The sequence below is a fragment of the Cohnella suwonensis genome (genome assembly GCF_042655365.1).
GTDB classification, from domain to species: Bacteria; Bacillota; Bacilli; order Paenibacillales; family Paenibacillaceae; genus Cohnella; species Cohnella suwonensis.
Window position 1 is genome coordinate 108996 of sequence record NZ_JBHSMH010000077.1, and the last position, 23150, is coordinate 132145.

General features: G+C 53.4%; 14 protein-coding genes. 13 read left to right on the forward strand and 1 reads right to left on the reverse strand.

The window, feature by feature from the left end; genetic code table 11:
- The first annotated feature begins 6 nt into the window (after positions 1-6).
- Positions 7-963 (forward strand): DUF1861 family protein, encoded by a 957-nt coding sequence (locus tag ACFPPD_RS19350; RefSeq protein ID WP_209747963.1) that lies wholly within the window; start codon positions 7-9, stop codon positions 961-963.
- 46 nt (positions 964-1009) lie between these two features.
- Here ACFPPD_RS19350 and ACFPPD_RS19355 read toward each other — a convergent pair whose 3' ends face one another.
- Positions 1010-1498: an aminotransferase gene (locus ACFPPD_RS19355; RefSeq protein WP_209747965.1), complete on the reverse strand. Its 489-nt coding sequence runs from the start codon at positions 1496-1498 to the stop codon at positions 1010-1012.
- A gap of 173 nt (positions 1499-1671) precedes the next feature.
- Here ACFPPD_RS19355 and ACFPPD_RS19360 point away from each other — a divergent pair, with 173 nt between their 5' ends.
- The 12 genes from ACFPPD_RS19360 to ACFPPD_RS19415 all read left to right on the forward strand — a co-directional run bounded on the left by ACFPPD_RS19360 (position 1672) and on the right by ACFPPD_RS19415 (position 23083).
- Positions 1672-1992 carry a YerC/YecD family TrpR-related protein gene (locus tag ACFPPD_RS19360; RefSeq protein WP_209747967.1) on the forward strand — a complete coding sequence of 107 codons (321 nt, stop codon included), beginning with the start codon at positions 1672-1674 and terminating at the stop codon, positions 1990-1992.
- Between the two features lie 423 nt (positions 1993-2415).
- Positions 2416-4182 carry a cache domain-containing sensor histidine kinase gene (locus ACFPPD_RS19365; RefSeq protein ID WP_209747969.1) on the forward strand — a complete coding sequence of 589 codons (1767 nt, stop codon included), beginning with the start codon at positions 2416-2418 and terminating at the stop codon, positions 4180-4182.
- A 14-nt stretch (positions 4183-4196) separates the two neighbouring features.
- The gene (locus tag ACFPPD_RS19370) at positions 4197-5810 is read left to right on the forward strand and encodes a response regulator (protein WP_209747971.1); all 1614 of its coding nucleotides are present in this window, start codon (positions 4197-4199) and stop codon (positions 5808-5810) included.
- 185 nt (positions 5811-5995) lie between these two features.
- Positions 5996-6982, forward strand: a complete 987-nt coding sequence (locus tag ACFPPD_RS19375) for an ABC transporter permease (RefSeq protein WP_209747974.1) — start codon at positions 5996-5998, stop codon at positions 6980-6982.
- A 15-nt stretch (positions 6983-6997) separates the two neighbouring features.
- Positions 6998-7924: a carbohydrate ABC transporter permease gene (locus ACFPPD_RS19380; protein WP_209747977.1), complete on the forward strand. Its 927-nt coding sequence runs from the start codon at positions 6998-7000 to the stop codon at positions 7922-7924.
- Between the two features lie 105 nt (positions 7925-8029).
- The gene (locus ACFPPD_RS19385; RefSeq protein WP_209747978.1) at positions 8030-9529 is read left to right on the forward strand and encodes an ABC transporter substrate-binding protein; all 1500 of its coding nucleotides are present in this window, start codon (positions 8030-8032) and stop codon (positions 9527-9529) included.
- Positions 9530-9697: 168 nt separating this feature from the next.
- A complete protein-coding gene (locus ACFPPD_RS19390) occupies positions 9698-10492 on the forward strand; it encodes a sirohydrochlorin chelatase (RefSeq protein WP_209747980.1) in 795 nt (264 codons plus the stop codon).
- Positions 10493-10494: 2 nt separating this feature from the next.
- Positions 10495-11481, forward strand: a complete 987-nt coding sequence (locus tag ACFPPD_RS19395; RefSeq protein ID WP_209747983.1) for a diacylglycerol kinase — start codon at positions 10495-10497, stop codon at positions 11479-11481.
- A complete protein-coding gene (gene rlmD / locus ACFPPD_RS19400; RefSeq protein ID WP_209747985.1) occupies positions 11478-13001 on the forward strand; it encodes a 23S rRNA (uracil(1939)-C(5))-methyltransferase RlmD in 1524 nt (507 codons plus the stop codon). The genes ACFPPD_RS19395 and rlmD overlap by 4 nt, the downstream gene beginning before the upstream one ends.
- Positions 13002-13095: 94 nt before the next feature.
- Positions 13096-15618, forward strand: coding sequence for a winged helix-turn-helix domain-containing protein (locus ACFPPD_RS19405; protein ID WP_209747987.1), 2523 nt, complete (start codon positions 13096-13098; stop codon positions 15616-15618).
- Positions 15619-15806: 188 nt separating this feature from the next.
- Complete coding sequence (locus ACFPPD_RS19410) at positions 15807-20132, forward strand: S-layer homology domain-containing protein (RefSeq protein ID WP_209747989.1); 4326 nt, start codon at positions 15807-15809, stop codon at positions 20130-20132.
- A 353-nt stretch (positions 20133-20485) separates the two neighbouring features.
- Positions 20486-23083, forward strand: a complete 2598-nt coding sequence (locus ACFPPD_RS19415) for a winged helix-turn-helix domain-containing protein (protein WP_209747992.1) — start codon at positions 20486-20488, stop codon at positions 23081-23083.
- The last annotated feature ends 67 nt before the right edge of the window (positions 23084-23150 follow it).

The window sequence follows — 23150 nt, forward strand, 5'->3', positions numbered from 1 at the left end:
ACACCTATGCTTGCTTACACGGATCAGGCAAAGTCGAGCGTTCAGTTGCTGAGCGAATTCATGGCGAAAGGCTCCGAAGCCCATGGGCGGAAGCTGACGTTCTCCGGCGTGGGGGACCGCGACGTCTACAACATCTGCGCCCCGTTCTTCGATCGGGGCGAACCGGTTATCGCCGGCCGGGTGGAGCATCGGGATAATGAATCCTCGGAGGTCATGTTTTTCGTCGAACGAAGAGGAGAATGGGTGCCGCGCAACGGCGCTCCCGTGTTCGCCCTTCAAGACCCGTTCGTCGCGTTCATCGGCGACGAGCTCGTCTTCGGCGGAGTCGAGGTTTACTTCGACGGCGACGACCCGCATTACGTCACGTCCTGGTGTACCGTCTTCTATCGGGGCGGCTCGATCGACGAATTGGTGCCATTCGCCAAAGGGCCGCTCACGATGAAGGATATTCGGCTGATCGGGCTGGGAAACGGCCGGATCGGCGTGTTCACCCGTCCGATGATGGTCGACGGCGCGAGAGCGCTGATCGGCTACGCCGAGATCGGCAAGCTGGAGGAATTAAACGAGGATACGATCAACGAAGCGACGCTGTTGCGGGCGCAATTCCTTCCCGACGAATGGGGCGGAGCGAACGAAGCGCATTTGCTGGACGGCGGCTTGATCGGCGTTCTCGGTCATATCGCCTGGATGGAAGACAACAACATTCGGCACTACTACCCGATGGTGTTCGCCTTTAACCCGGCGGATTGCCGCTATACGCCGATCAAGCTGATCGCCACCCGCGGCTTGTTCCCGGAAGGACCCGCGAAACGGCCCGATCTCGTGGACGTCATCTTCAGCGGGGGGCTCATCCGCAACGGCGACGGAACGGCTTCCCTGTATACGGGAGTCAGCGACGCGGAAGCCCATGTCATCGATATTCCGGATCCGTTCCTGGAATACGAGCGGCAAGCGAAGCGGTAATCGAACAAACCGGCCTCAAGCGCAACGCTTGAGGCCGGTTTGCGGTTTATTGCTTCTTCGTCTTGGCAGCGGAGCCGGTTCTCGTTCTCGCGGCGGTCGTGCGCCGGGCACTGCTCTTGCGATTGCGATTGCGCCTGCGCCGGCGCTTGCGCGTGGAGACGGAATCGTTATTGGCCGTCGCCGTCTTGCCGCCTTTGCCTATGAACAGCTTGATCATCGGGGCGATCTGCTGCATCGTCGACATGAACTTCTGTACTTTGCCCATCGTCGACAGCACGCCTTCGATGCCTCCCATTCGATCGACCATCGCCTTCAGGTCGTTCAGGTTGGAGATGCTCGTAATGCTCGAGAGGTTAAACGGCAGCGAGATCCCGGTCTTCGCCGGAGCCGCGACCGCGACCTCGCCCGCGGGAATGACGGTCGTCGCATTTATGACGGCGGGAGGACCGGCGGGCGCGCCTTCGATCCCGGGAAATTCGATAGGGCTATTGCCGAACGTCCAATTGCTCCAGACGGGCGTTTCCGTTTCGTTCATGAAGTCACACCCTTTTTTATTGTCAGCTTATGACGGCGACCGCCCCCGGGCGTGGACGGATGCCCGCGCCCGGAGACATTTTACCTCTGCGATGCGTGAATACGGCGAAGCTTGAAGTCTCGCCGGGTACGAAGTACAATGAAAGCATAGGCGAGAGGAAGGGATGCTGCCGCATGCAATTGAAGAAGCTGAACGATCCGACGATAGATCAACTGTTCGAGGCCATTCTGACCTTGAAGAACGTCGAAGAGTGTTACGTGTTTTTCGACGACTTGTGCACGGTGAACGAAATCCAATCGTTGTCTCAACGGCTCGAAGTGGCGAGAATGTTGGGCAAGGGGCATACATACAACCAAATCGAGACCGAGACGGGCGCGAGCACGGCAACGATCTCCCGCGTGAAGAGATGCCTGAATTACGGTAACGACGGCTATAAGTTATCGCTCGAGCGTCTGGGACGCTTCGGCAACGAGCTGAAGACCGAAACGGAATAATCTTTATGATTCGAATAGGTTGACGCGTTCGAGAACCCGGTTCTCCCATGGGGAACCGGGTTTTTGCGTTGCAACCCCGCAACCCCGCAACCCCGCAACCCCGCAACCCCGCAACCCCGCAACCCCGCAACCCCGCAACCCCGCAACCCCGCAACCCCGCGAGCCCGAGTTACTGATCCAAACTAATTATCTCCCTCTTGAAAGGGGTCAGCAACCCCGAGTTACTGATCCAAACCAACGAATTAACTCACTCCAAAGAGGGACTAGCCCCCCTAGTTACCTCGCACTATTGCGATGACAGCCATTCTTGCTATTTTACGAAAACGTTTTTCTAGAAAGCGACGGAAGTTGTTGCCGCTTTCATAGACCTGAGGTATGCTAGGAGCGAAAAGCTTGCAGACTGGCTCCAAGGGTGAGAAAACGATGCAATATTGGCAATCCGTACGTTTCAAGATCGTATTCGGCTTTTTGCTCTTGATTGCCCCGATGGTCCTATTCCTCATCTATAACAACGTCTACGCGACGAACGTCGTGCGCGACCAAATCTCGCTGCACTACAACAACCTGATGGCTCAGCAAGTGAAGAACAATGACGCCATTTTGCAGGAGACGATGCGCTATTTGTACCGGATGAAAACCGATCCGGATATCCAGTCGCTTCAGTCGCTATCTCTGGCGGAAGACGATTCCGACTATACGATGGTCAAGATGGAGCTGGCGAGAAGGTTTCTCCTCGACACGGGTTATTACAATAAAGTCGATACGTTCTTCGTCTATTCGAGCAAGGACGACGATATGTTTTTCTCCACGCAGTATAGCTTCCACTTCGCGGAGGTGCAGTCGGCGCTGCTCGATTACACGACGAAGCTCGCCAAAAGCGGCATTCCCGAAGAGACGCGGCGCTGGGAGCGCTTCTCCATTCCGAACGACACGAACTATTTGATCAAAACGGTAGAGGACTCCGGCATCTACATCGGCGCGCTCGTGCAGGTCGATAGGCTGAACGAGGAAGTGAGCCACTTCGACGTCGGCCCGGACGGCGCAACGTTCGTCGTCGACCCCGCCGGCAACGCGCTGACGAACTCGCCTCTTCCGGTCGTGCAGGAAACAATCGTGCACAGCGAGATCGTCGAGATGACGAAGCAAGGCCGGACGACGTGGAACAAGAATCATTACCTGGTCATCACGCAACCCTCGTACATCTCGGACATCCACTATATGATCGTCATACCGGAAACGTATATTTTGAAAAACCTCCCCTTCTTCCAGAAGATGCTCTACGTCTGGATTCCGCTCATCGTTGCCGTCGTCCTGACGCTGTACTTGGTGTTCCTGCAGAGGGTCATGTTCAAGCCGCTCGTCAATCTCGTGCGCGGGATGCGCAAGCTTGGACAAGGGCGGTTCGACATCCGGATGCCGGTCAATACGGACAACAGCGAGTTCGCCTTTATGTCGGGCACGTTCAACTTGATGGCCGAACAGATCGAGAAGCTCAAGATCGACGTCTACGAGGAACAGATCCGCGTCCAGAAGGCGGAATACAAGCACCTGCAAATCCAGATCAACCCGCATTTCTACATGAACAGCTTGAATATCGTCTATAACCTAGCCGCGCTGAAGGACTTCAAGTCGGTGCAGAAGCTGAGCTTGCACTTGGCCGATTATTTCCGCTTCCTCATGCTCGGCCACCGAACGGTGCTGCCGCTCGAGGATGAAATCAAGCACATCGAGCACTACTTGGAAATCCAGAAAATCCGTTACGTCACGAAGCTGGAGTACGACATCGAGGTGCTTCCCGAGCATCTGGCCGTTCAGTTGTCGCCGCTGCTGCTGCAGCCTTTCGTCGAGAATTCGGTCATTCACGGATTTTACAAGAAGGTTCAGGACGGCCTGCCGTTCCGCATCCGCATTCAATCCGCGGCCGACGAAGAGGAGCCGGAGCGGTTCATCGTGCTGACGATCTCGGACAACGGTCCGGGCTTCCCCGAGCCATTCCTGGAAAACTTGCAAAGCGGAGTCCATTACGAGACCGAAGGAGAGGCCCATCTCGGCATCTGGAACATTCTTCGACGGTTCAAAATGCTGTACGGGGACGATGGCGGCATTACGTTCATGAACGCCGAAGGGGCGATCGTGAAGGTCCGGCTGCCGATCCAGCGCCCGAACAAATTCGAAGTCGAAGAAAAATAAAAAGGGGGATTACGATGGTCAGAATGCTCGTCGTCGACGACGAAATCTACGCCTTGAAGGGAATCACGCAAGGCATCGACTGGAGCGACCTGCCGATCGATACGATTCTGGAGGCCGAGGACGTAAACCAAGCGACCCGGCTGCTCAAGGAGCAAGCGATCGATCTCGTCATCTCCGACATCGAGATGCCCGGCTTGAACGGCTTGGAGCTGCTTCGCTGGATCAAGGAGCACCGGCCGCAGACGCTGACGGTGTTCCTTACCGGGCACGCCAGGTTCGATTACGCTCAAGAGGCGCTGCACAACGGCTGCTTCGATTACGTGCTGAAGCCGGTCGACCACGACGCGCTGAAGACGATCGTGAAGAGCGCCGTCGCGGAGATCGGCATGAGAAGGGAACGGATGAAGTTCGAGGAGATGCTGGACGCCAACCGCAGGCAGTGGTCCAACCAGCTGCCCATCCTCGTCGAGCGATTCTGGCAGGAGCTGCTGGCGGATCGGGTACGGCTGTCGCCCGACCGAATCAATCGCGAGTTCGAGTACTATGGCATTCCGCTGGACGCGGACGGCCGACTGCTGCCCGTCCTGCTCAGCATCGAGCATTGGGACATGGAATTGGACGCCCGTGACGAGAGCATCATGGAGTACGCCTTGAGGAAGGCGGCGGCGGAGACGATACTGGGCGATTGGCCGGGAACGGTGCTTCAGGACCGCAACGAGCTCAATATGGCTTTGCTGTACCTCAAGGACGGAGAGAAGATCGACCGGGCCGCCTTGCTGAAGCGCTGCGAGGAGTACGTCCGGGCGTGCGGCGAGTATTTCCATTGCCGGGCGAGTTGTTACGTCGGCGACGAGGTCGCCATAGGGGAGCTGTCCGGTTCGCTAGAGCGGCTGCAGCAGATGGAGAGGGCGAACGTCTCCGCGCCGCAGTCGGTACAGGATTCTTTGTTCGCCGGGCAAGGGGCGGCCGGCAACGGAACGGGCATCGTGCTACCTTCGTTCGCGGATTGGGGCATGCTGCTCGACAACGGCGGACACGAGGAACTCGGCCTGCGAATCGATGAGACGCTGAAGCACTGGCAAGCCGAGTCCGCAAGCCGCGAAGCGCTGGAGCTGTTCCAATACGGCGTTCTGCACATGCTGTACCAAGCCGCCTATCGCAAAGGCTTCTCCGTCAACGACGTGTTCGCCTTGCAGGAGCTGAAGGACGCTTTGATCCCGCGATCCGCGCCGCAGCTCATGGCATGGGCCGTAAAGGCGGTGCTCAAGATGGGGCAGGCGATCGCCGAACGCCATCGCGACACGTCGGCGCTTATCGCCAAGGTGCAGTCGTTCATCCAAGACAACCTGCATACGGAGCTGACGCGGGACGACATCGCCCATTCGATCTATCGCAATCCCGCTTATTTATCGCGCCTGTTCCGCAAAGAGACGGGTTTCTCCCTATCGGATTACATCGCCCAATTGCGCATCGAGAAGGCCAAGCGATGCCTTGTCGAGACGAACGACAAGATCAGCAATATCGCGGAGGATGTCGGATACGCGCACTTCTCGTATTTCGCGAAGCTGTTCAAGAAGACGACGGGATTTTCGCCGCAAGAATACCGCAAGAAGCATCAGAACGTATAAGGCTTAAGAGGCACGGAAGGAGAATAGACGGCGCGAGAGTGCCGTTTTTTCTTCGCTGAGAGGCTCAAAGAAAAGGTTTTCTAAAATGTCACAGAAGTGCTAAGTCGGTCACCGCAGTAGATAGATCGCAGTCGCCCCGACCCATTACAATGATCCTACAAGAGAGATCAAGGATGGTGATGGGGATGACATCTGCGACGGAGGCGGTAGCCGCGAAGGCGACGCAACCCAAGACGAAATCGAAACAAAATCTAGGCTATTGGAAAAGATTCGGCACCTTCTATATCATGATGGCGCCCGCGTTGATCGTATTGCTCATGAACAATTACCTCCCGATGTTCGGGTCGTTGATCGCGTTCAAGCAGATCGAATATACGTCGAACAGCTTCATCCAAAGCTTCCTCGACAGCAAGTGGGTCGGCTGGGACAACTTCGACTATTTGTTCAGCACGACCGACGCTTGGACGATCACGAGGAACACGCTGGGATACAATGCGGTATTTATCATTCTTAACTTGGTCATCGGCGTGACGCTAGCTCTTCTCTTTAACGCGATGAGGAGTCGCAGATTGGCCAAGCTTCATCAAACGACGATGTTTCTTCCCTACTTCCTGTCGATGGTCGTTATCGCTTACTTGGTATATGCCTTCCTGAATCCGGATATCGGCATCGTCAACAAAGTCGTCCTTCCTTGGTTCGGCTTAAACCCGATAGATTGGTATACGGAGACGAAATGGTGGCCTTACATTCTCCCGCTAGTGAATACGTGGAAAGGAATCGGGTATTACGCGGTCATCTTCCTGGCGGCGATCATCGGCATCGATAACGAGTATTACGAAGCCGCGACGTTAGACGGCGCCTCCAAGTGGCGTCAAATCTGGAGCATCACCATCCCGCTGATCAAGCCGGTCATCATCATCTTGACCCTTCTGCAGATCGGCCGCATTTTCTACTCGGATTTCGGCTTGTTCTTCCAAGTGACCCGCAACTCGGGCGTTCTGTACGACACGACGCTTGTTATCGACACTTACGTCTATCAAGGCTTCATTGTCAGCGGCGATATCGGCATGTCATCCGCGGCGGGATTGTATCAAGCGGTCGTCGGATTCGTGCTCGTGTTCGCGTCGAACTTGATTATCCGCAGATTCAGCAAAGACGATGCATTGTTCTAAGGGGAGTGAATTCATATGGCTGCGGTAACAGCGAAAAAAAATAAAGGCGTTAACGACATTTCCAACTTTTCCAACTTCGTCATCAACGGCTTCTTCTGGGTCTATACGGCGCTATGCGTGCTGCCTCTAATCCTTGTCATCGCCGTATCGTTCTCTGACGAGAATCTCGTCTTGGTTAACGGATATAAGTTCTGGCCGGAGAAATTCAGCTGGGGGGCGTACGATTTCCTCCTTAGCGATTGGCAGGCCATCTTGAACTCGTACGGCATATCGATCCTCGTCACGGTAGTCGGCACGGTACTCGCGCTAATGACGATGGCGTTATACGCATACCCGATCTCCCGGCAAGACTTCAAGCACCGCAAGGCGTTCTCGTTCTTCATGTTCTTCACCTTGCTGTTCAACAGCGGATTGGTTCCTTTCTACTTGACGTATACGCAAGCGTTTCATCTCCGGGATACGATCTGGATACTCATGATTCCATTACTCGTGCAGCCGTTCTTCGTCTTGATCCTAAGGACGTTCTTCACGAACTCGGTACCGACGGCGCTGCTGGAATCCGCCAAGATCGACGGTGCCGGCGAATGGCGAATCTTTTCCCAAATCGTGTTGCCGCTATCGTTGCCCGTTCTTGCTACCGTCGGCTTGTTCTGTACGCTCAACTATTGGAACGATTGGTTCCTGAGCTTGCTGTTCATCAACGAGGACAGCTTGATCAGCATCCAATACCGCATGTACAAAGCGTTGCTGGACATCACGTTCCTCAGCGCCAACTCGACGGCTTACTCGGCGATTCTGGCCCAGAACCCGGATTTCCAAATGCCGACCGAAACGGTCACGATGGCGATGGCCGTCGTCGGCATCGGACCGATCGTCTTCGCTTATCCGTTCTTCCAGCGCTTCTTCGTCAAAGGCTTGACCGTCGGAGCGGTGAAAGGTTAGCCAGCTTTCTGAGGCCGCGCGGCCTCGAGATTACGAACGGCTCTATCCGGTTACCGGCCGGTTGAGTATACATTGGCACCTATCTGAAAAGGGAGGCAATATCGCATGTTAAAAGGCAGTAAACGGATCAAGACAAGTTTGGCCGTCGTTCTGGGACTCTCTCTGGTCCTTCCGACGATTTCGGTTAACGCGGCTACCTCGCTTCCGGAATACAAGCTTTCGTTCTACTACCCGGGCTCTCCGGCTAAAGACGAAGCGAAGATCGAGGAGAAAATCAACGAGTACCTGAAGCCGAAAATCAACGCGACGGTCGATCTGCAACCGATCGATTGGGGCCAATGGGACAGCAAAATGAACTTGCTCAAAGCAAGCCGCGAGCCGATGGATATCATCTTCACGGCGCAATGGAACGGCCACGCCAACGACGTCGCGAAGAAAGTGTTCCTTGCCGTCGACGACGCGAAAGGCCCTGCGGGCAACCTGCTGGCGCAATACGGCAAAGACATCACCAAGTCGCTCGACCCCGCGTACCTGAAAGGCTCCAAAGTCAACGGCCATAACTACGCCGTTCCGACGAACAAAGAATTGGCGGCCCAAGGCGGCGTGATCTACCGTAAAGACATCGCCGACAAGCTCGGCCTGACGGCTAAGCTGAACGCGGTCAAAACGGTAAAAGACCTGGAGCCGATTCTGGCGACGGTAAAAGCGAAAATGCCTAGCATGACTCCGCTGTTCCTTCGCGACGGCGACAACTTCAACGCTCACTACTTCGCGCAACATGACTTCCTCGGCGATACGACGATCGAAGGCTTGATCCGCAAAGACGGCACGAGCACGAAAGTCATTACTCGGTTCGACGACAAGCAATACATGGACCAACTGGCACTGACCCGTTCCTTCTTTAAGAAAGGTTACATCAACAAAGACGCGGCTACGACGCAATTGTCCGGCCAAGACGCGTTGAAAAAAGGCAACGTGTTCATGATTACGGCTTCCTTGAAGCCAGGTAAAGATGCCGAAACCGCAATCGCTGCCAATCTGGCCGGGAAGCTGAAGCAAATCAACATGACCGCTCGTACTGTCTCCACGGGCGAAACGGCAGGCTCGATGCTCGGGATTTCCACGACGTCCAAGGATCCAGCTCGCGCGATGATGTTCATTAACCTGCTCCACTCCGACAAGTACTTGAACAACTTGCTCAACTTCGGTATCGAAGGCGAACACTATGCTAAAGCGTCAAAAGAAGTCATCAAGCCTGCTGCCAATTCGGCGAACTACAATCCGGGCGCGACTTGGATGTTCGGCAACCAATTCCTGAACTATGTATGGAATACGGAAGCCACCGACAAATGGGCGCAATTCAAAAAGTTCAACAACGGCGCTAAATTGTCCCCTGCTCTCGGCTTCACGTTCGACGCTCAACCGGTTAAATCGCAAGTCGCCGCGCTTGTTACCGTTCGCAAAAAATACATCGCAGGCCTCGAAACGGGCGCGATCGATCCTTCCAAAGCAGCCGAGTTCAAGAAGAATGAAGAAAAGAACGGCTTGAGCAAAGTTCTCGCCGAGAAACAAAAACAACTTAACGCGTTCTTGGCCAAGAAGTAGTTCGATTCTCCTTTAGACGCCATGCCGCCAGACCTTCGGTCTGGCGGTTTTTCTATCTTCCGAATGCGTCGGGCGCGGCGTTGACATTGGCTTTACGTTTCGCTAGCATGAGAAGGTGATGATATTGTCGGTTGGTAGTATTCTTAACGGAAGGGGCGCGTTCATGCCATGAAGCCGGGCTTGCTTGTCATCAGTCACGGTTCCAGAGACGCGGGCTGGGTGTCTCTCGTCGACGAGACGATAGAGACGGTTCGCGCCCGGACCGGGAGCGCCCTGGCGGTCGAAGCCGCATTCCTCGAATTGGTGGAAGGCAGGCTCATTCAGGACGGTCTCGACCGGTTGGCCGCCGAAGGCGCGACGCACGTACTCGCGGTGCCGCTGTTCGTCTCTTCGGGCAGCACGCACGCGGACGAGATCGGCTGGGCGCTCGGCGCTTACGCGCGGCCGAGAACGGAGACGGAGCTAGAGAGGTTAAGCGTGCCGGAGGGCATGGCGCTGACGTACGGCCGTCCGATGGACGACGCTCCCGAGTTAATCGGAATCGTGGCGGAGCGGTTGCGCGACATGTCCGTTGAGCCTTCGCGGGAGAGTCTATTGCTCGTCGGTCACGGTAGCGAAGAAGCCGGCTTCCGGCAAGCGTGGGACGAGGGGCTCGCGGCGGTCGCGGGCAAGGCGGCGGAGCTCGGCGGCTATGCCGGCTACGAGACGGCGCTATTGCTACCGAACGAGGTGCCAGAGAAGCTGAAGAAGCTGACCGTCGAGCGTCCGGGTGGGCGGGTGCTGGTCATGGCGCTGTTCCTGAGCGAGGGATATTTTACGAAGGAAGTCGTTCCGCGGCGGCTGGCGAGTTCGGGGCTGGGCGATGATTGCGTCTACGCGGGATCCGCGTTGATGCCTCATGGCAACGTGGCGGCATGGATCGCGCGGCAGGCGGCGGAATGGACGGAAACGTTGGGGTTATAGCTATGAGTTCGTACAAAGAAGAGGGGATTCGCTTGGACACGATTCGGGCACGGTTGATTTACAATCCGACTTCCGGCAAGGAGGAAGTCAAGAGAAGATTGGCGTCGATACTGCAGAAGCTGGAGCGCGGGGGGATCGAGACATCTTGCCACGCGACGGAATGCGCTGGCGACGCGACGAAGGCTGCGTCCGAAGCGGTCGAACGCGGCTTCGACATGATCATCTCCGCCGGCGGCGACGGCACGCTGAACGAAATCGTGAACGGGATATCCATTCACGGGGAAGAGAAGAGACCCGCGCTCGGCATCTTGCCGCTCGGGACGACGAACGACTTCGCGCGGGCCCATGGCATTCCGCGTAAGTGGGAAGACGCGTGCGAGCTGATCACGAAGCGTTACACGACCGCCGTCGACGTCGGCCGCGCGAACGACAGCTACTTCATCAACATCGCCGGCGGCGGTTCGTTGACGGAGCTTACATACGAAGTACCGAGCAAGCTGAAGACGATGGTCGGCCAGCTTGCCTATTATATGAAGGGATTGGAGAAGGTTACCCGACTCCATCCGATGCACATGAAGCTGACGGCGGAAGGCGTCGGGGAATACGACGAGGAGTTCATGCTGTTCCTGATCGCGAACAGCAACTCCGTCGCCGGCTTCGACCGGCTCGCGCCGAACGCCAGCACGAGCGACGGCCTGTTCGACGTGCTTGCGCTGCGCAAGTGCAGCCTGCCGGAGTTCTTGCGCATCGCCACGACAGTGTTGCGGGGCGAACTGATTACGAACGACCCGCACTTCATCCACTTCCAATGCAGGAAGCTCGTCGTGGAATCGAACGACCGCGTTCAGCTGAATCTCGACGGCGAGTTCGGCGGCACGCTTCCTTGCTCTTTCGAGATTCTGCCGGGGCACCTGAAAGTCGTCGTGGACGAGCTTGGCGAGTCGTCGTATCGGAAGAACGGCGGTCCGAACCGGGCGTTGATGTTATGAGGCATTCGCGAGGCGGATCGGGGAACGGAAGCAGAGGCGGTTCGAAAGGCGGATCGGCCGGCGGCCGCGGCGGTCGCGGCGGTCGGGGGAAGAGGGTGGAGCGGGAGCGGGAGCGGGAGCGTTCTGCCGTTCCTTCCGGCGTTCCGGTCGCGGTCGGAGAGAGCGTCGATTGCGAAATTATCGGATTAACGCATGACGGAGAAGGGGTAGGCCGGGTTGCCGGCTATACCCTTTTTGTTCGTGGGGCGTTACCGGGCGAACGGGTGCAAGCCATCGTCGTCAGCATCGGCAAGTCGTTCGGCAAAGCTCGGATGACGCAGGTGCTGATGGGGGCGGAAGGTAAGGAAATCGGGGCTATTCGCGTGACGCCGCCTTGCCCGATCTACGATTCTTGCGGCGGCTGTCAGCTGCAGCATATGGACTATGCCGCCCAGCTTAGATGGAAGCGGCAGCACGTCGTCGATAACCTCGAGCGGATCGGGAAGCTGAAGGACGTCGTCGTCCATCCGACTATCGGGATGGACGAGCCATGGCGCTATCGTAACAAGGCGCAAGTGCCGATCGGCGTGCTTGCGGATCGTCTGATCGGCGGCTTCTACGAGTTGGGCAGCAATGATATCGTCGATATGGACGCTTGCCTGATCCAGCAAGAAGAGAATGAAGAATCGGTTCGCGCAGTGAAAGAAGCGGCGCGGTTATTAAAGATATCCGCGTATGATCGGGTCACCGGACGCGGCTTGTTACGGCACGTCGTTGTACGGCACGCTCGCTCCACCGGCCAACGGATGGTCGTGCTCGTCACGAACGGTCGCGATATCCCGCACGCTCAGGAACTGGTATCGCTGATACGCGAGGCGGTACCCGGCGTCGACAGCATCTGCCAGAACGTGAATACGGCGGCCACTCCGGTCGTCTTCGGCGAAGAGACCCGCGTACTGTGGGGAGAAAAATACATCTATGACGAGATCGACAGTATTCGCTTCGCGATCTCGCCTAGATCTTTCTTCCAAGTGAACCCAGAGCAGACGGTCAGACTTTACGGCAAAGCGGTCGAGTACGCGGCGTTAACGGGGGACGAAACCGTAGTCGACGCCTACTGCGGAGCGGGCACGATCTCGCTCTTCCTCGCGAGGCACGCCGCCCGCGTTTACGGCGTCGAGATCGTCCCCGAAGCGATCGAGGACGCTCGCCGCAATGCTTTACTCAATGGCATTGCCAACGCCGAGTTCGCCGTCGGCGCCGCCGAAGACATCATGCCCCGCTGGCAGAAGGAAGGCGTCTTGCCCGACGTCATCGTCGTCGACCCTCCCCGCAAAGGCTGCGACCCGCGATTGTTGGCGACGATGTTGGAGTTGAGGCCAGAGAGGATCGTGTACGTGTCGTGTAATCCGTCCACGTTGGCTAGGGATCTGAGAGTTCTCGAGGATGGCGGCTACCGGACAGTCGAGGTTCAGCCGGTGGATATGTTCCCGCATACGGGGCATGTGGAGTGCGTAATATTGATGGTTCGTAAAAACTGAGATGTGACAGTATCGCTCATGTTAAAGGTTAGCTTCCGGTCAAAATAAGATATAATTAGGAGAGATGTTCAGAGCTAGATTCGAGGTGCCGACCATGATCCTGAGTACCAAGCTTCATATCCCGCAAACGCGGCTTGATGACCATGTTGAGCGAGCGGCTATCACCGTGCTATTAAATCAAGGATTGAAGTGTAAACTGACAGCCGTAACAGCTCCCGGGGGTTATGGTAAAACAACCGCCTTGAGTTATTGGCTGCAACAGTCCGGCATGCCTGCCGTATGGATCTCCTTGGGCCTGCAAGATAATGATTTGATTAAGTTTTGGAGCTATGTGATTGCTGCAGTCAATCATAAGAACCCTCATTTTGCTGAAGCGGTCAACCCGTTTCTACCCTCCCTGAAGTCGGGAGCTTTTGAGCCTTTCATTACAGCAATGATTCACGAGCTTGATAGCTATCCGGATGAATTGATTATTATCTTGGACGATTATCACTCTATTGATCGTGCTTCCATACATGCATCGGTGGCCTATTTCCTAGCGTATTTGCCCGCTCATATCCACCTCTATGTCACAAGTCGCTCTGAAATGCCCTTTCCTGCTGCAAGGCTGCAGACGACCGGCCAAATGGTGAAAATCACGATTCGGGAGCTGCGGTTTCAACTTGATGAAGCGATTCGTTACTTCCAGGATTGCATGGGATTGTCACTGTCGGGAGAAGAGATTGCGAAGCTGGTCGACCGCACGGAGGGATGGATCAGCGGACTGCATCTTGCGGCTATTTCGCTGCAAAGAAGCGGCAATATTCCTGAATTTATCCGAGCATTTAGCGGGGAACACCGCAGTATATCCGATTATCTGTTTCAGGAGGCTTTCAGTCTCCAGTCCGAAGAGACACAGTCTTTCCTCTTGCAAACTTCGATCTTGGACAGGATGAACAGTTCTTTGTGCGAAGCTGTTACCGGACAAGCGAATTGCCAGGAGCTGCTGGAAATACTGGAGCGGCAAAATTTGTTCATCGTTCCCTTGGATGATCAGCGGCAATGGTACCGCTATCATCATTTGTTTTCCGAGTTTTTACGGAGGCTCTTCCGGCAGAGGTATGCGGTACGTTCCAAGGAACTGCATGTCAAGGCAGCCAATTGGCTGGAGGCGCACGGATTGTTGGAAGAAGCGGTAGAGCAATTGTTTATGGACGGCCATTATGTTGAAGTAAGCGATTTTATCGAGAAGCATCTGCAAGACTTTCGGGTGAAAAGAGGGGTGCTTTACCGATGGCTGAGCGAGCTGCCGGAGTCCTGTTTGGCGAAGAAACCGGGAATTCAGTTTCTTTATATCAAAGTAATGATGGAAGCGAGTCAAATGGAGCTCGCGCAAGCCAGACTTCGTCTCATGGAGGACAAGCTGTCGGATCCGGAATGGAAAGAGCACGTTGGAACTGTTCTCTATTTATCTTACGGGGTTACTTTATATCGGAAAGACGTTCGGCGTGCGGATGAATATATGGAAATGTTCGACCGGCATATGCCGGAAGGCAGCTACATCCAGATGATTGAAGGGAATTCGTATTCGATCAATTTCGATACGCTATTGAGTTTTATCAACGATTTGCATGAAGCGGAGAGATACTTTTCGAAATGGGTCAAGACGTGGGAGGATCGCAAAGATTATCCCTTTGTCGGTTTTTACTACGTTACGTACAGCTTGCTGTTATATGAGCGGAATCGCTTGGAAGAAGCTGAAGTTTATGTGAACAGGGCGCTGCAGACCAAGTGCATGCAGCCCTATGGCCTCATTTTGTTAGGTGCCTCAGCGGTTGCCGTCCGGATTTATCAGGCCAAGGGAGAATCGGCTAAAGCGTTTAATCTGCTGGAGCAGCTCAAATCCAAGATCCATTCCCCGGACAAAAGTATTTTTATAAGGAAGATTGAGTCGGAGAAGGCGTATTTGTCGCTGCTAAACGGTTCGTTCGATGCGGGATGGCTGCTAACAAACGGGATCCACTATACCGATACGGCTCCGTTCGCTTCCATCAAGGAATATCTTCACTTGGCCCGGGCGCTTATGGAATGCGGCAGGGAAAACGATGCCTTACAGCTGCTTGAGCAAATGTACCGTTTTGTCGATGAAGAAGACCGGTTGTGGGATAAGGTGAAGGTGGCCGTCCTGCAAAGCATGGTATTTTATCGAAACGGAGATGCAACGAACGCTGTAATGAAGCTGGAAGCGGCACTCCAGATGGCGGTACCGGGAAAATACATTCGCAGTTTCCTGGATGAAGGGGCGCATATGGCTGAGTTGCTGCGTGAATACCTGCGACAAGGGCAGCTTCACTCGAATCGGAAGTCAGTGGGCGCATCCTTACGTTACGCTAGAGAATTGCTTCTGCTGATGACAGATCATAGGAATGAGAATGCAAGCTCGGTAGCCCTTATCACGAAACAGGAATTGAAAATATTAAGGATGATGGACATGGGGATGTCGAATAAGCAGATCGCCGAACAGCTCCAAGTCACAGCCGAGACGGTCAAGAGCCATCTGAAAAGTCTGTACAGAAAACTCGATACGAACAGCAGAGAACAGGCATTGAGCCAAGGAAAAGAATTGAAATTGCTGTAGAAAGCGATTGATCGCAGTTGAGGAAAGCTATTATACAATAGATATTGGTACTAAGTATATCCCCCATATTTTTTACGTCCCTCCCCCTTTGAAGGGGGATTTTTTTATGTTCAAGTAGTCTTATAGTAGGACAAGAGCGACAAAAGTCGACAAGATCATCCTAATGAATGAAGAGGTGTATTCGAAGCATGCGTAGAACAGGCAATAAAGTAATGGCCATGGTCATGGCTATGTTGATGGTGTTGGGCGGAATGCCGGGGCTTCTTGTGCCTGGGGGCAGCAAAGCGTATGCGGCTACCGTGCAGGCGTGGCAGGATTTGGGCAGCGCTGGGTTCTCGGCTGGTGAGGCAGGTTACACGTCCCTGTATGTAGCTACTGATGGAACCCCTTATGTGGCTTATAGTGATGCGGGGAATAGCAATAAAGCCACGGTGATGAAGTATGATGGAACGGGTACGACGGGTTGGGTGCCCGTGGGCAGCGCTGGTTTTTCGGCTGGTTCGGCAGATTTCACGTCCCTGTATGTAGCTGCTGACGGAACCCCTTATGTGGCCTATATGGATGGGGGGAATAGCTATAAAGCCACGGTGATGAAGTATGATGGAACGGGTACGACGGGTTGGGTGCCCGTGGGCAGCGCTGGATTTTCGGCTGGTGAGGCACCATACACGTCCCTGTATGTAGCTGCTGACGGAACCCCTTATGTGGCCTATATGGATGCGGGGAATAGCTATAAAGCCACGGTGAAGAAGTATGATGGAACGGGTACGACGGGTTGGGTGCCCGTGGGCAGCGCTGGATTTTCGGCTGGTCAGGCAGAATACACGTCCCTGTATGTAGCTGCTGACGGAACCCCTTATGTGGCCTATAGGGATGCGGGGAATAGCTATAATACCACGGTGAAGAAGTATGATGGAACGGGTACGACGGGTTGGGTGCCCGTGGGCAGCGCTGGATTTTCGGCTGGTCAGGCAAATTACACGTCCCTGTATGTAGCTGCAGACGGAACCCCTTATGTGGCCTATCGGGATTTGGGGAATAGCTATAAAGCCACGGTGATGAAGTATGATGGAACGGGTACGACGGGTTGGGTGCCTGTGGGCAGCGCTGGATTTTCGGCGGGTATGGTAAATTACATGTCCCTGTCTATAGCTACAGACGGCACCCCTTATGTGGCCTATATGGATGATGGGAATAGCAATAAAGCCACGGTGATGAAGTATGATGGAACGGGTACGACGGGTTGGGTAACCGTGGGCAGCGCTGGTTTTTCGGCTGGTTCGGCATATTTCACGTCCCTGTATGTAGCTGCTGACGGAACCCCTTATGTGGCCTATATGGACGGGGGGAATAGCAATAAAGCCACGGTGATGCGTCTGAACAATGTTACTGCATCGCCGAGTTTGACAGCGGACACGACGGACGCTGATATGGCGCACGACATCGAGGTTACGTTCACGGACGATGCGGTGTGGCGCGGAGCGATCACGACAGTGAAGGACGGAACGACATTGCTGACGGCGGGAACGGATTACACGGTCAGTGCCGGGAAGATCACGATAAACGCCGGCGTGCTTCCAATAGGCAGTCATACAATCACGATAAAGGCAACCGGGTATGCGGATGCGACGGTGGTTCAGACAGTGTCGAAAGCTTATGTAGGCGAAGGAAATATACCCGCGGAGACGGTCTATCCCGGCACGGATGTGGCCTTTCCCAACGGTCTTGATGATTCGGTATCCGATGCCCTCCCAATTGGGTTTGATTTCAATTTCTATGGCACGTCCTATAACCAAATTTACGCTTCAACCAATGGCTTATTAATGTTCAGTAATCCATCATCCACAACTGGAGTTGGGTCATTGCCTTCAAGTAATCCGGATCATTTTATAGCGCCTTTTTCGGATGATCTTTATTTAGATCAACATAGTAAAGTCATGTATACAACGATTGGAGATGCACCGAATCGGAAATTTGTGATTCAATATACGAATATGAAGTTCTGTTGTGACGACAGCGGTGACCCATGGGGAACTTTTCAAGCTGTCTTATATGAATCGACCAATGAAATTCAATTCCAGTACCCTAATCTGCTCGGCACCCAAGATGGCGATCGGGCATTTAGCTCTCACGCAACAATCGCCATACAAGGCCCAACAGGGAATTACGTAAAGTATTCTCAAGCGACAGATAGTATAAGCGAGAAACAGGCAATACGGTTTAGCCCTAATACGGATCTAAGCAGCTATCAATTGACAGGGCAGGCCAATTATGAGCCCATTTTAATAAACGATGGTCTGTTTCCAGGCTCACCCGCATTAGTAAGTCCGACGTATGGTTCTTTTGCGTCGCTGAATCCAACATTAGAATGGAATAATGCAACCGGTGCGACTTCCTATCGATTATTGATAGCCACTGATCCTGAGTTTTTGTCCACCTCTATTGTGCAGGATCAAAGTGGAATTACGCAAAATACCGTTGACGTGACTGGTTTACTGGAAGGAACCACATATTATTGGAAAGTAGCGGCTACCAATCTGTATGAAATTACCTTTTCAAACACATTTAGTTTTGTAGCAACCTCCATTTTTCCGGCAACTGTAGATACTGACGCGAACGTGACTTCGATCACTTCAACGACAGCAACTGCCGGAGGGAATGTAACTTCAGACGGGGGCGGTACAGTTACAGAGCGGGGTGTGGTCTATTCACTGAACGCCAACCCGACAGTAAATGATGGCAAATTCGCAGCAGATTCAGGCGGAACAGGAACTTTCTCGGTGAATCTCACCGGACTTCAACCCGTATCCACCTATCATTTGCGAGCTTATGCTATCAATGATCTTGTAACTAGCTATGGTCCGGATGTTACCTTTACGACGGACAAGCTCAATGATAACGCGTTGTTGTCCGATATGGCCGTTGGTCAAGGTGAATTATCACCGGCATTTTCGTCAACGGTTCTGAATTACTCGGTGGATGTGGCTAACGCAGCAACTAGTCTCGATTTTACCTTCACCCCTGCGGATCCGAGTCAAACGATAACGGTAACCGGCGCGACGTTCGTTTCGGTTACGGATAGTGTGTATTCCTACAGCGCTTCGAACCTGAATGTCGGGGCTAACCCGATTCAGATCGTGGTAACGGCAGAGGACGGTACGCAAAATCCGTATCAACTCACGGTGAATCGCATAAGCAGCAATGCCGACTTGAGCGGACTAACGCTGTCGAGCGGGACGCTAAGTCCTGACTTCGCCTCCGAGAAAACGGAATACAGTGCCAATGTGGCTAATGGCGTATCGAACCTTACAGTTACGGGAAGCGTCTATGACAGCCATTCAACGCTGACTGTGAATGGAACTGCAGCTGCAAGCAGTGTTATTAACCTGAATGTAGGCAACAACACAATTACTATCGTAGTAACAGCCCAGGATGGAATCAGCAAAAAAACGTATACGGTAACGGTAACACGGGCGCCTGCATCCACAACTGGAAGCGTTGGCGGCGGTGGTGGTGATGGTGGTAAAACAAGTGACAAAGTTATCTCCACGAATGGCAATCTAACGCTTCCTGTTGGTAAAACGGGCGAGGTTAGCTTGGAAGATGCAGTCACGATCTCTATTCCTGCCGGTGCTTCAGGCAAAGAACAGAAAGTAACGATCGATAAAGTGTTGGATACTCAAAAGCTATTAACAAAAAAAGAGGTTCTCCTCAGTCAGATCTATGAGATTCTGAAAAACTTCCCAGAGAACTTCGATAAACCGGTGACGCTGAGCTTTGTTTTCGATCCGGCCAGCTTGAAGGGCAATCAAAAGCCGGTCGTATTCTATTACGACGAAGTTAAGAAGGAATGGGTGAAAGTCGGCGGTAATGTAAACGGCAATAAAATTACGGTTGAGGTCAATCACTTTACGAAATATGCGGTAATTGCGGTCGACTCGGCGGAGGATGTGCCGCCAACGCCAACAACTGAAGTCAACTTTAGCGACATTTCCGGAATCTGGGCCGAAGCAAGCATCAAGCAGGCGGTGAGCTTAGGAATCGTTAAGGGTTACGCCGATGGAACATTTAGGCCAGGCAAAACCGTAACGCGTGCTGAATTTTCAGTTATGCTGATGAACGCGCTGAAGCCGCAAGAAGCAGAAGCGAAATTGGCCTTCACAGATTCGGCTAAGATTGGAGCCTGGGCGCAGAAAGCAGTTGCGCAAGCGGTACAAGCAGGCATTATTAAAGGCTATAAGGACGGATCCTTCCGTCCGAATGCTGAGATTACGCGCGCTGAGATGGCAGCAATGATCGCGAATGCGCTTAAGTTGACCATTGATTCCGATGCGGTAGCTGGTTTCGCTGATGACAAGAACATTCCGTCATGGGCGAAAGGCGCAGTCGCCGTGCTGAAGCAGCTCGGTGTTATCGGCGGCAAAAGCGGCAATACGTTCGATCCGGCAGGCAAAGCGACCAGAGCGGAAGCCGTTACGGTTCTGATGAAGATGCTCGCGCAAAAGAGTAAGTAAGCAACAAATAGAGGGTTATCCTGAAGGCGGTTGAACCAACTGCTAAAGGGTAACCCTTGTTTTATTTTGGCGCCCAGAAATGAGATAATGTGTTGACTCTGAACCATTATTTTTCAGTTTAAGCCTGGCGGGCTTTCTCATTTTACCAAGTATCCCGTTCATGAGTTTCACAATGCCAATGTGTCGCTGGAATTCATATTTCCTGCCCAAAGCGTTAGGAACATGGAAGAAAAACTGGCGAGTGGGCAAAGCGCGGCCTAAAGGGTCGAAATCGCACGGCAATTTTTATTCTTTCTTCATTAGTGGGGGAATGCTGTCATTTCCGAGGGAAACGTTCGAAAAGGATGGAATTTATGAATCATGAGATGAATGAAACCAATACCCTTATTTTATCCAAACTACAAATCCCCCAGGCGTTATACTTTTCCGTCCCCCGCCCCCATCTGCTTGAGCGATTGAATGAGGGATTGACCCGCAAGGCAACATTTATTACAGCTCCTGCCGGTTACGGTAAAACAACGCTGGTCGGCGATTGGGCAAGACAACTGAACGTGCCTGTCGGATGGTTGTCGCTGGATGACAAGGATAACGATCTGATCAGATTTTGGAAATATGTCACCAAGGCTGTCGAGCAAGCTCTTGGCAGTTTGTCCGATCAGCTCCATTCGGCAGTCGCAACGATAAGCCCCGGTCAATACGAGCCGTTTCTCGTCGCTCTGTTGAATGAATTGAACGGCTTGCAGGAATCGTTTGCGTTGGTATTGGATGATTGGCATGTCATTGACGACAAGAATATCATAACAGCCGTCTCTTATTTCCTGGAGTACTTGCCGTCATCTGTGCATATTTGTTTTGCAAGTCGTACCGCAGCCAAATTTCAGAAGGCAAGATGGATTAGCAGGGAATGGATTCATGAGGTTCGTATTGAACATTTGCGCTTCGATCTGCGGGAAACGGTAGATTTCTTCCGGATCTGCGTGAAGAAGGAGCTGCGAAGAGAGCAGATTGAACATTTTCTGCACAAAACCGAGGGCTGGGTAACGGGGCTTAGGCTTGTTTCGCTGTATTTGCGTAATGGCGGGCGACCGGCGGAATTTATTCGCCGCCATACCGGAGACAGCGGGCGAATCGAGCAATTTTTGCTGGAGGAAGTGTTTGAAGCGCTAGACGAGTCAACACAGCAATTTCTGATGAACGTATCTATTCTTCAGCGTATGAACGGACCGCTTTGCGAAGCGGTGGCCGGGAGAGACGGCACGGACAAGCTGGCAGAACTGGCAGGCATCAATCTGTTTCTTATTCCACTCGATGATAACAGGGAATGGTACAGGTTTCACCATCTGTTTGGCGAGTTTCTGCAACAGCAGCAGAGACGCCATTCGCCTGACCAAACAAAGGAGCTGCACAGAGCAGCCGCCGTATGGTGCGAGTCGCAGGGATTGATGGAAGAAGCTATAGATTATTACCTGGCGGGACACGGTTTTACGGAAGCGATACGTTTGCTTGAACAGATGAGGAGCATTATGATTCGCAGAGAGTTCTCGACGCTGAGAGTTTGGCTGTCGGCGATCCCCGAGCAGCTTCTCATGCAGCACCCTTACCTTTACTTTTCGTATATTTTTTCCTTGTTATGGGCTCATGATCTCGATATGGCCGAACGGCACTTGCAACTGGCTGAGCAATATTATGAGACATCCTCCGCAAACTGGAGTCAGGAAGCGAAAAATCGCTATTTGGGCTACCTGTATTATGTCATGAATTTTAAGGCGACCCAGTACGACATGGATATGGTCAAGGGGCTTCACTACATCCGTCTATCGCTTCAACACAGCCCAACGGGAACCGATCTTATTTTTGCATCCCCTCATATGCCGCTGTGTCCGTCCATTTACAGGTCGTATAACGGTAAGCGCGGCAAACATTTGCCCAGGGGACTTTCGGATACTTTTTTCCTTAATATGATTGAATTCATGACGCCTATGGGATTGCAGCATTCGATCCTTGTCTGCTACGGGGAACTGATGTACGAACGCAACGAATTGGAGCAAGCGGAGCATTACTTGAAGCTGGGACTGCAAGGCCAAGGCCAGACGCGTTATCAGCCGGAGAAAGTATACGTTCCCGCATACCATCTACTGTCGCGTATAAGCAAAATCAAGCAAGACATTGCGCAAGCCGAGAAATGGTTGGAAGAGGCCGGGCGGAAAGCGATGGAGGATGGCGTGGAGGCCGCTTCCATTCTGATCGAAGCGGAGAAGGCCGCCTTGAGGCTGGACCTGGGGGACTCGGCCGCAGCCGTTGAGTGGCAGGAGCGTTACAGGATCTCGGCGCATGATCCGGTGTCCGTGTACCAACTGTTCGTTTATATTTTCCTAGTCAGAGTATTGGTAGAAACCGATAATGTCAAAGAAGCTTGGGCCTTATCCGAGAAGCTGCTTCTCATTGCGGTGAAAGGCCATCGTCCGATGGATGCGCTTGAAATTCAAGTGTTGCAGGCGACGTCATTGCGGCTTATGGGGAAGCCGGAACAAGCATTGCTGAAGCTGGAAGAGGTGCTTCAATATGCGGAACCCGACGATTATATTCGCGTTTTCGTCGATAAGGGTAAGCCGGTCGCAGAGCTATTAATCGAGTACGTTCAGCAGCGCCTAAAAGGAAATATCCGTGACAAGAATGCGCCTTCGCTAGTCTATGTGCGCAAGATTCTATCCTGCTATGGAGGGGAGGGCGTCTCGCTCCATCCATCGGAAGCCGCTTTGGAGACGCTTCTGACCCAACGAGAGCTCATGATTTTCCGCTGCATGGAAGAAGGAATGGGCAACACGGCAATCTCCGAATCGCTAGGCATCGGCAAGGGTACTCTTAAAGCTCACATCAATCGTATTTACAGCAAGTTACAGGTAACCAATCGTGTGGAAGCAATCAACCGCGGCAAGGAAATGCAAGGCTAGCCGGGAAATTTCGAAGCAGATTCGCCTCTCAGGCGAGTCTCTTATTTATAACCGGATCTATAACCGG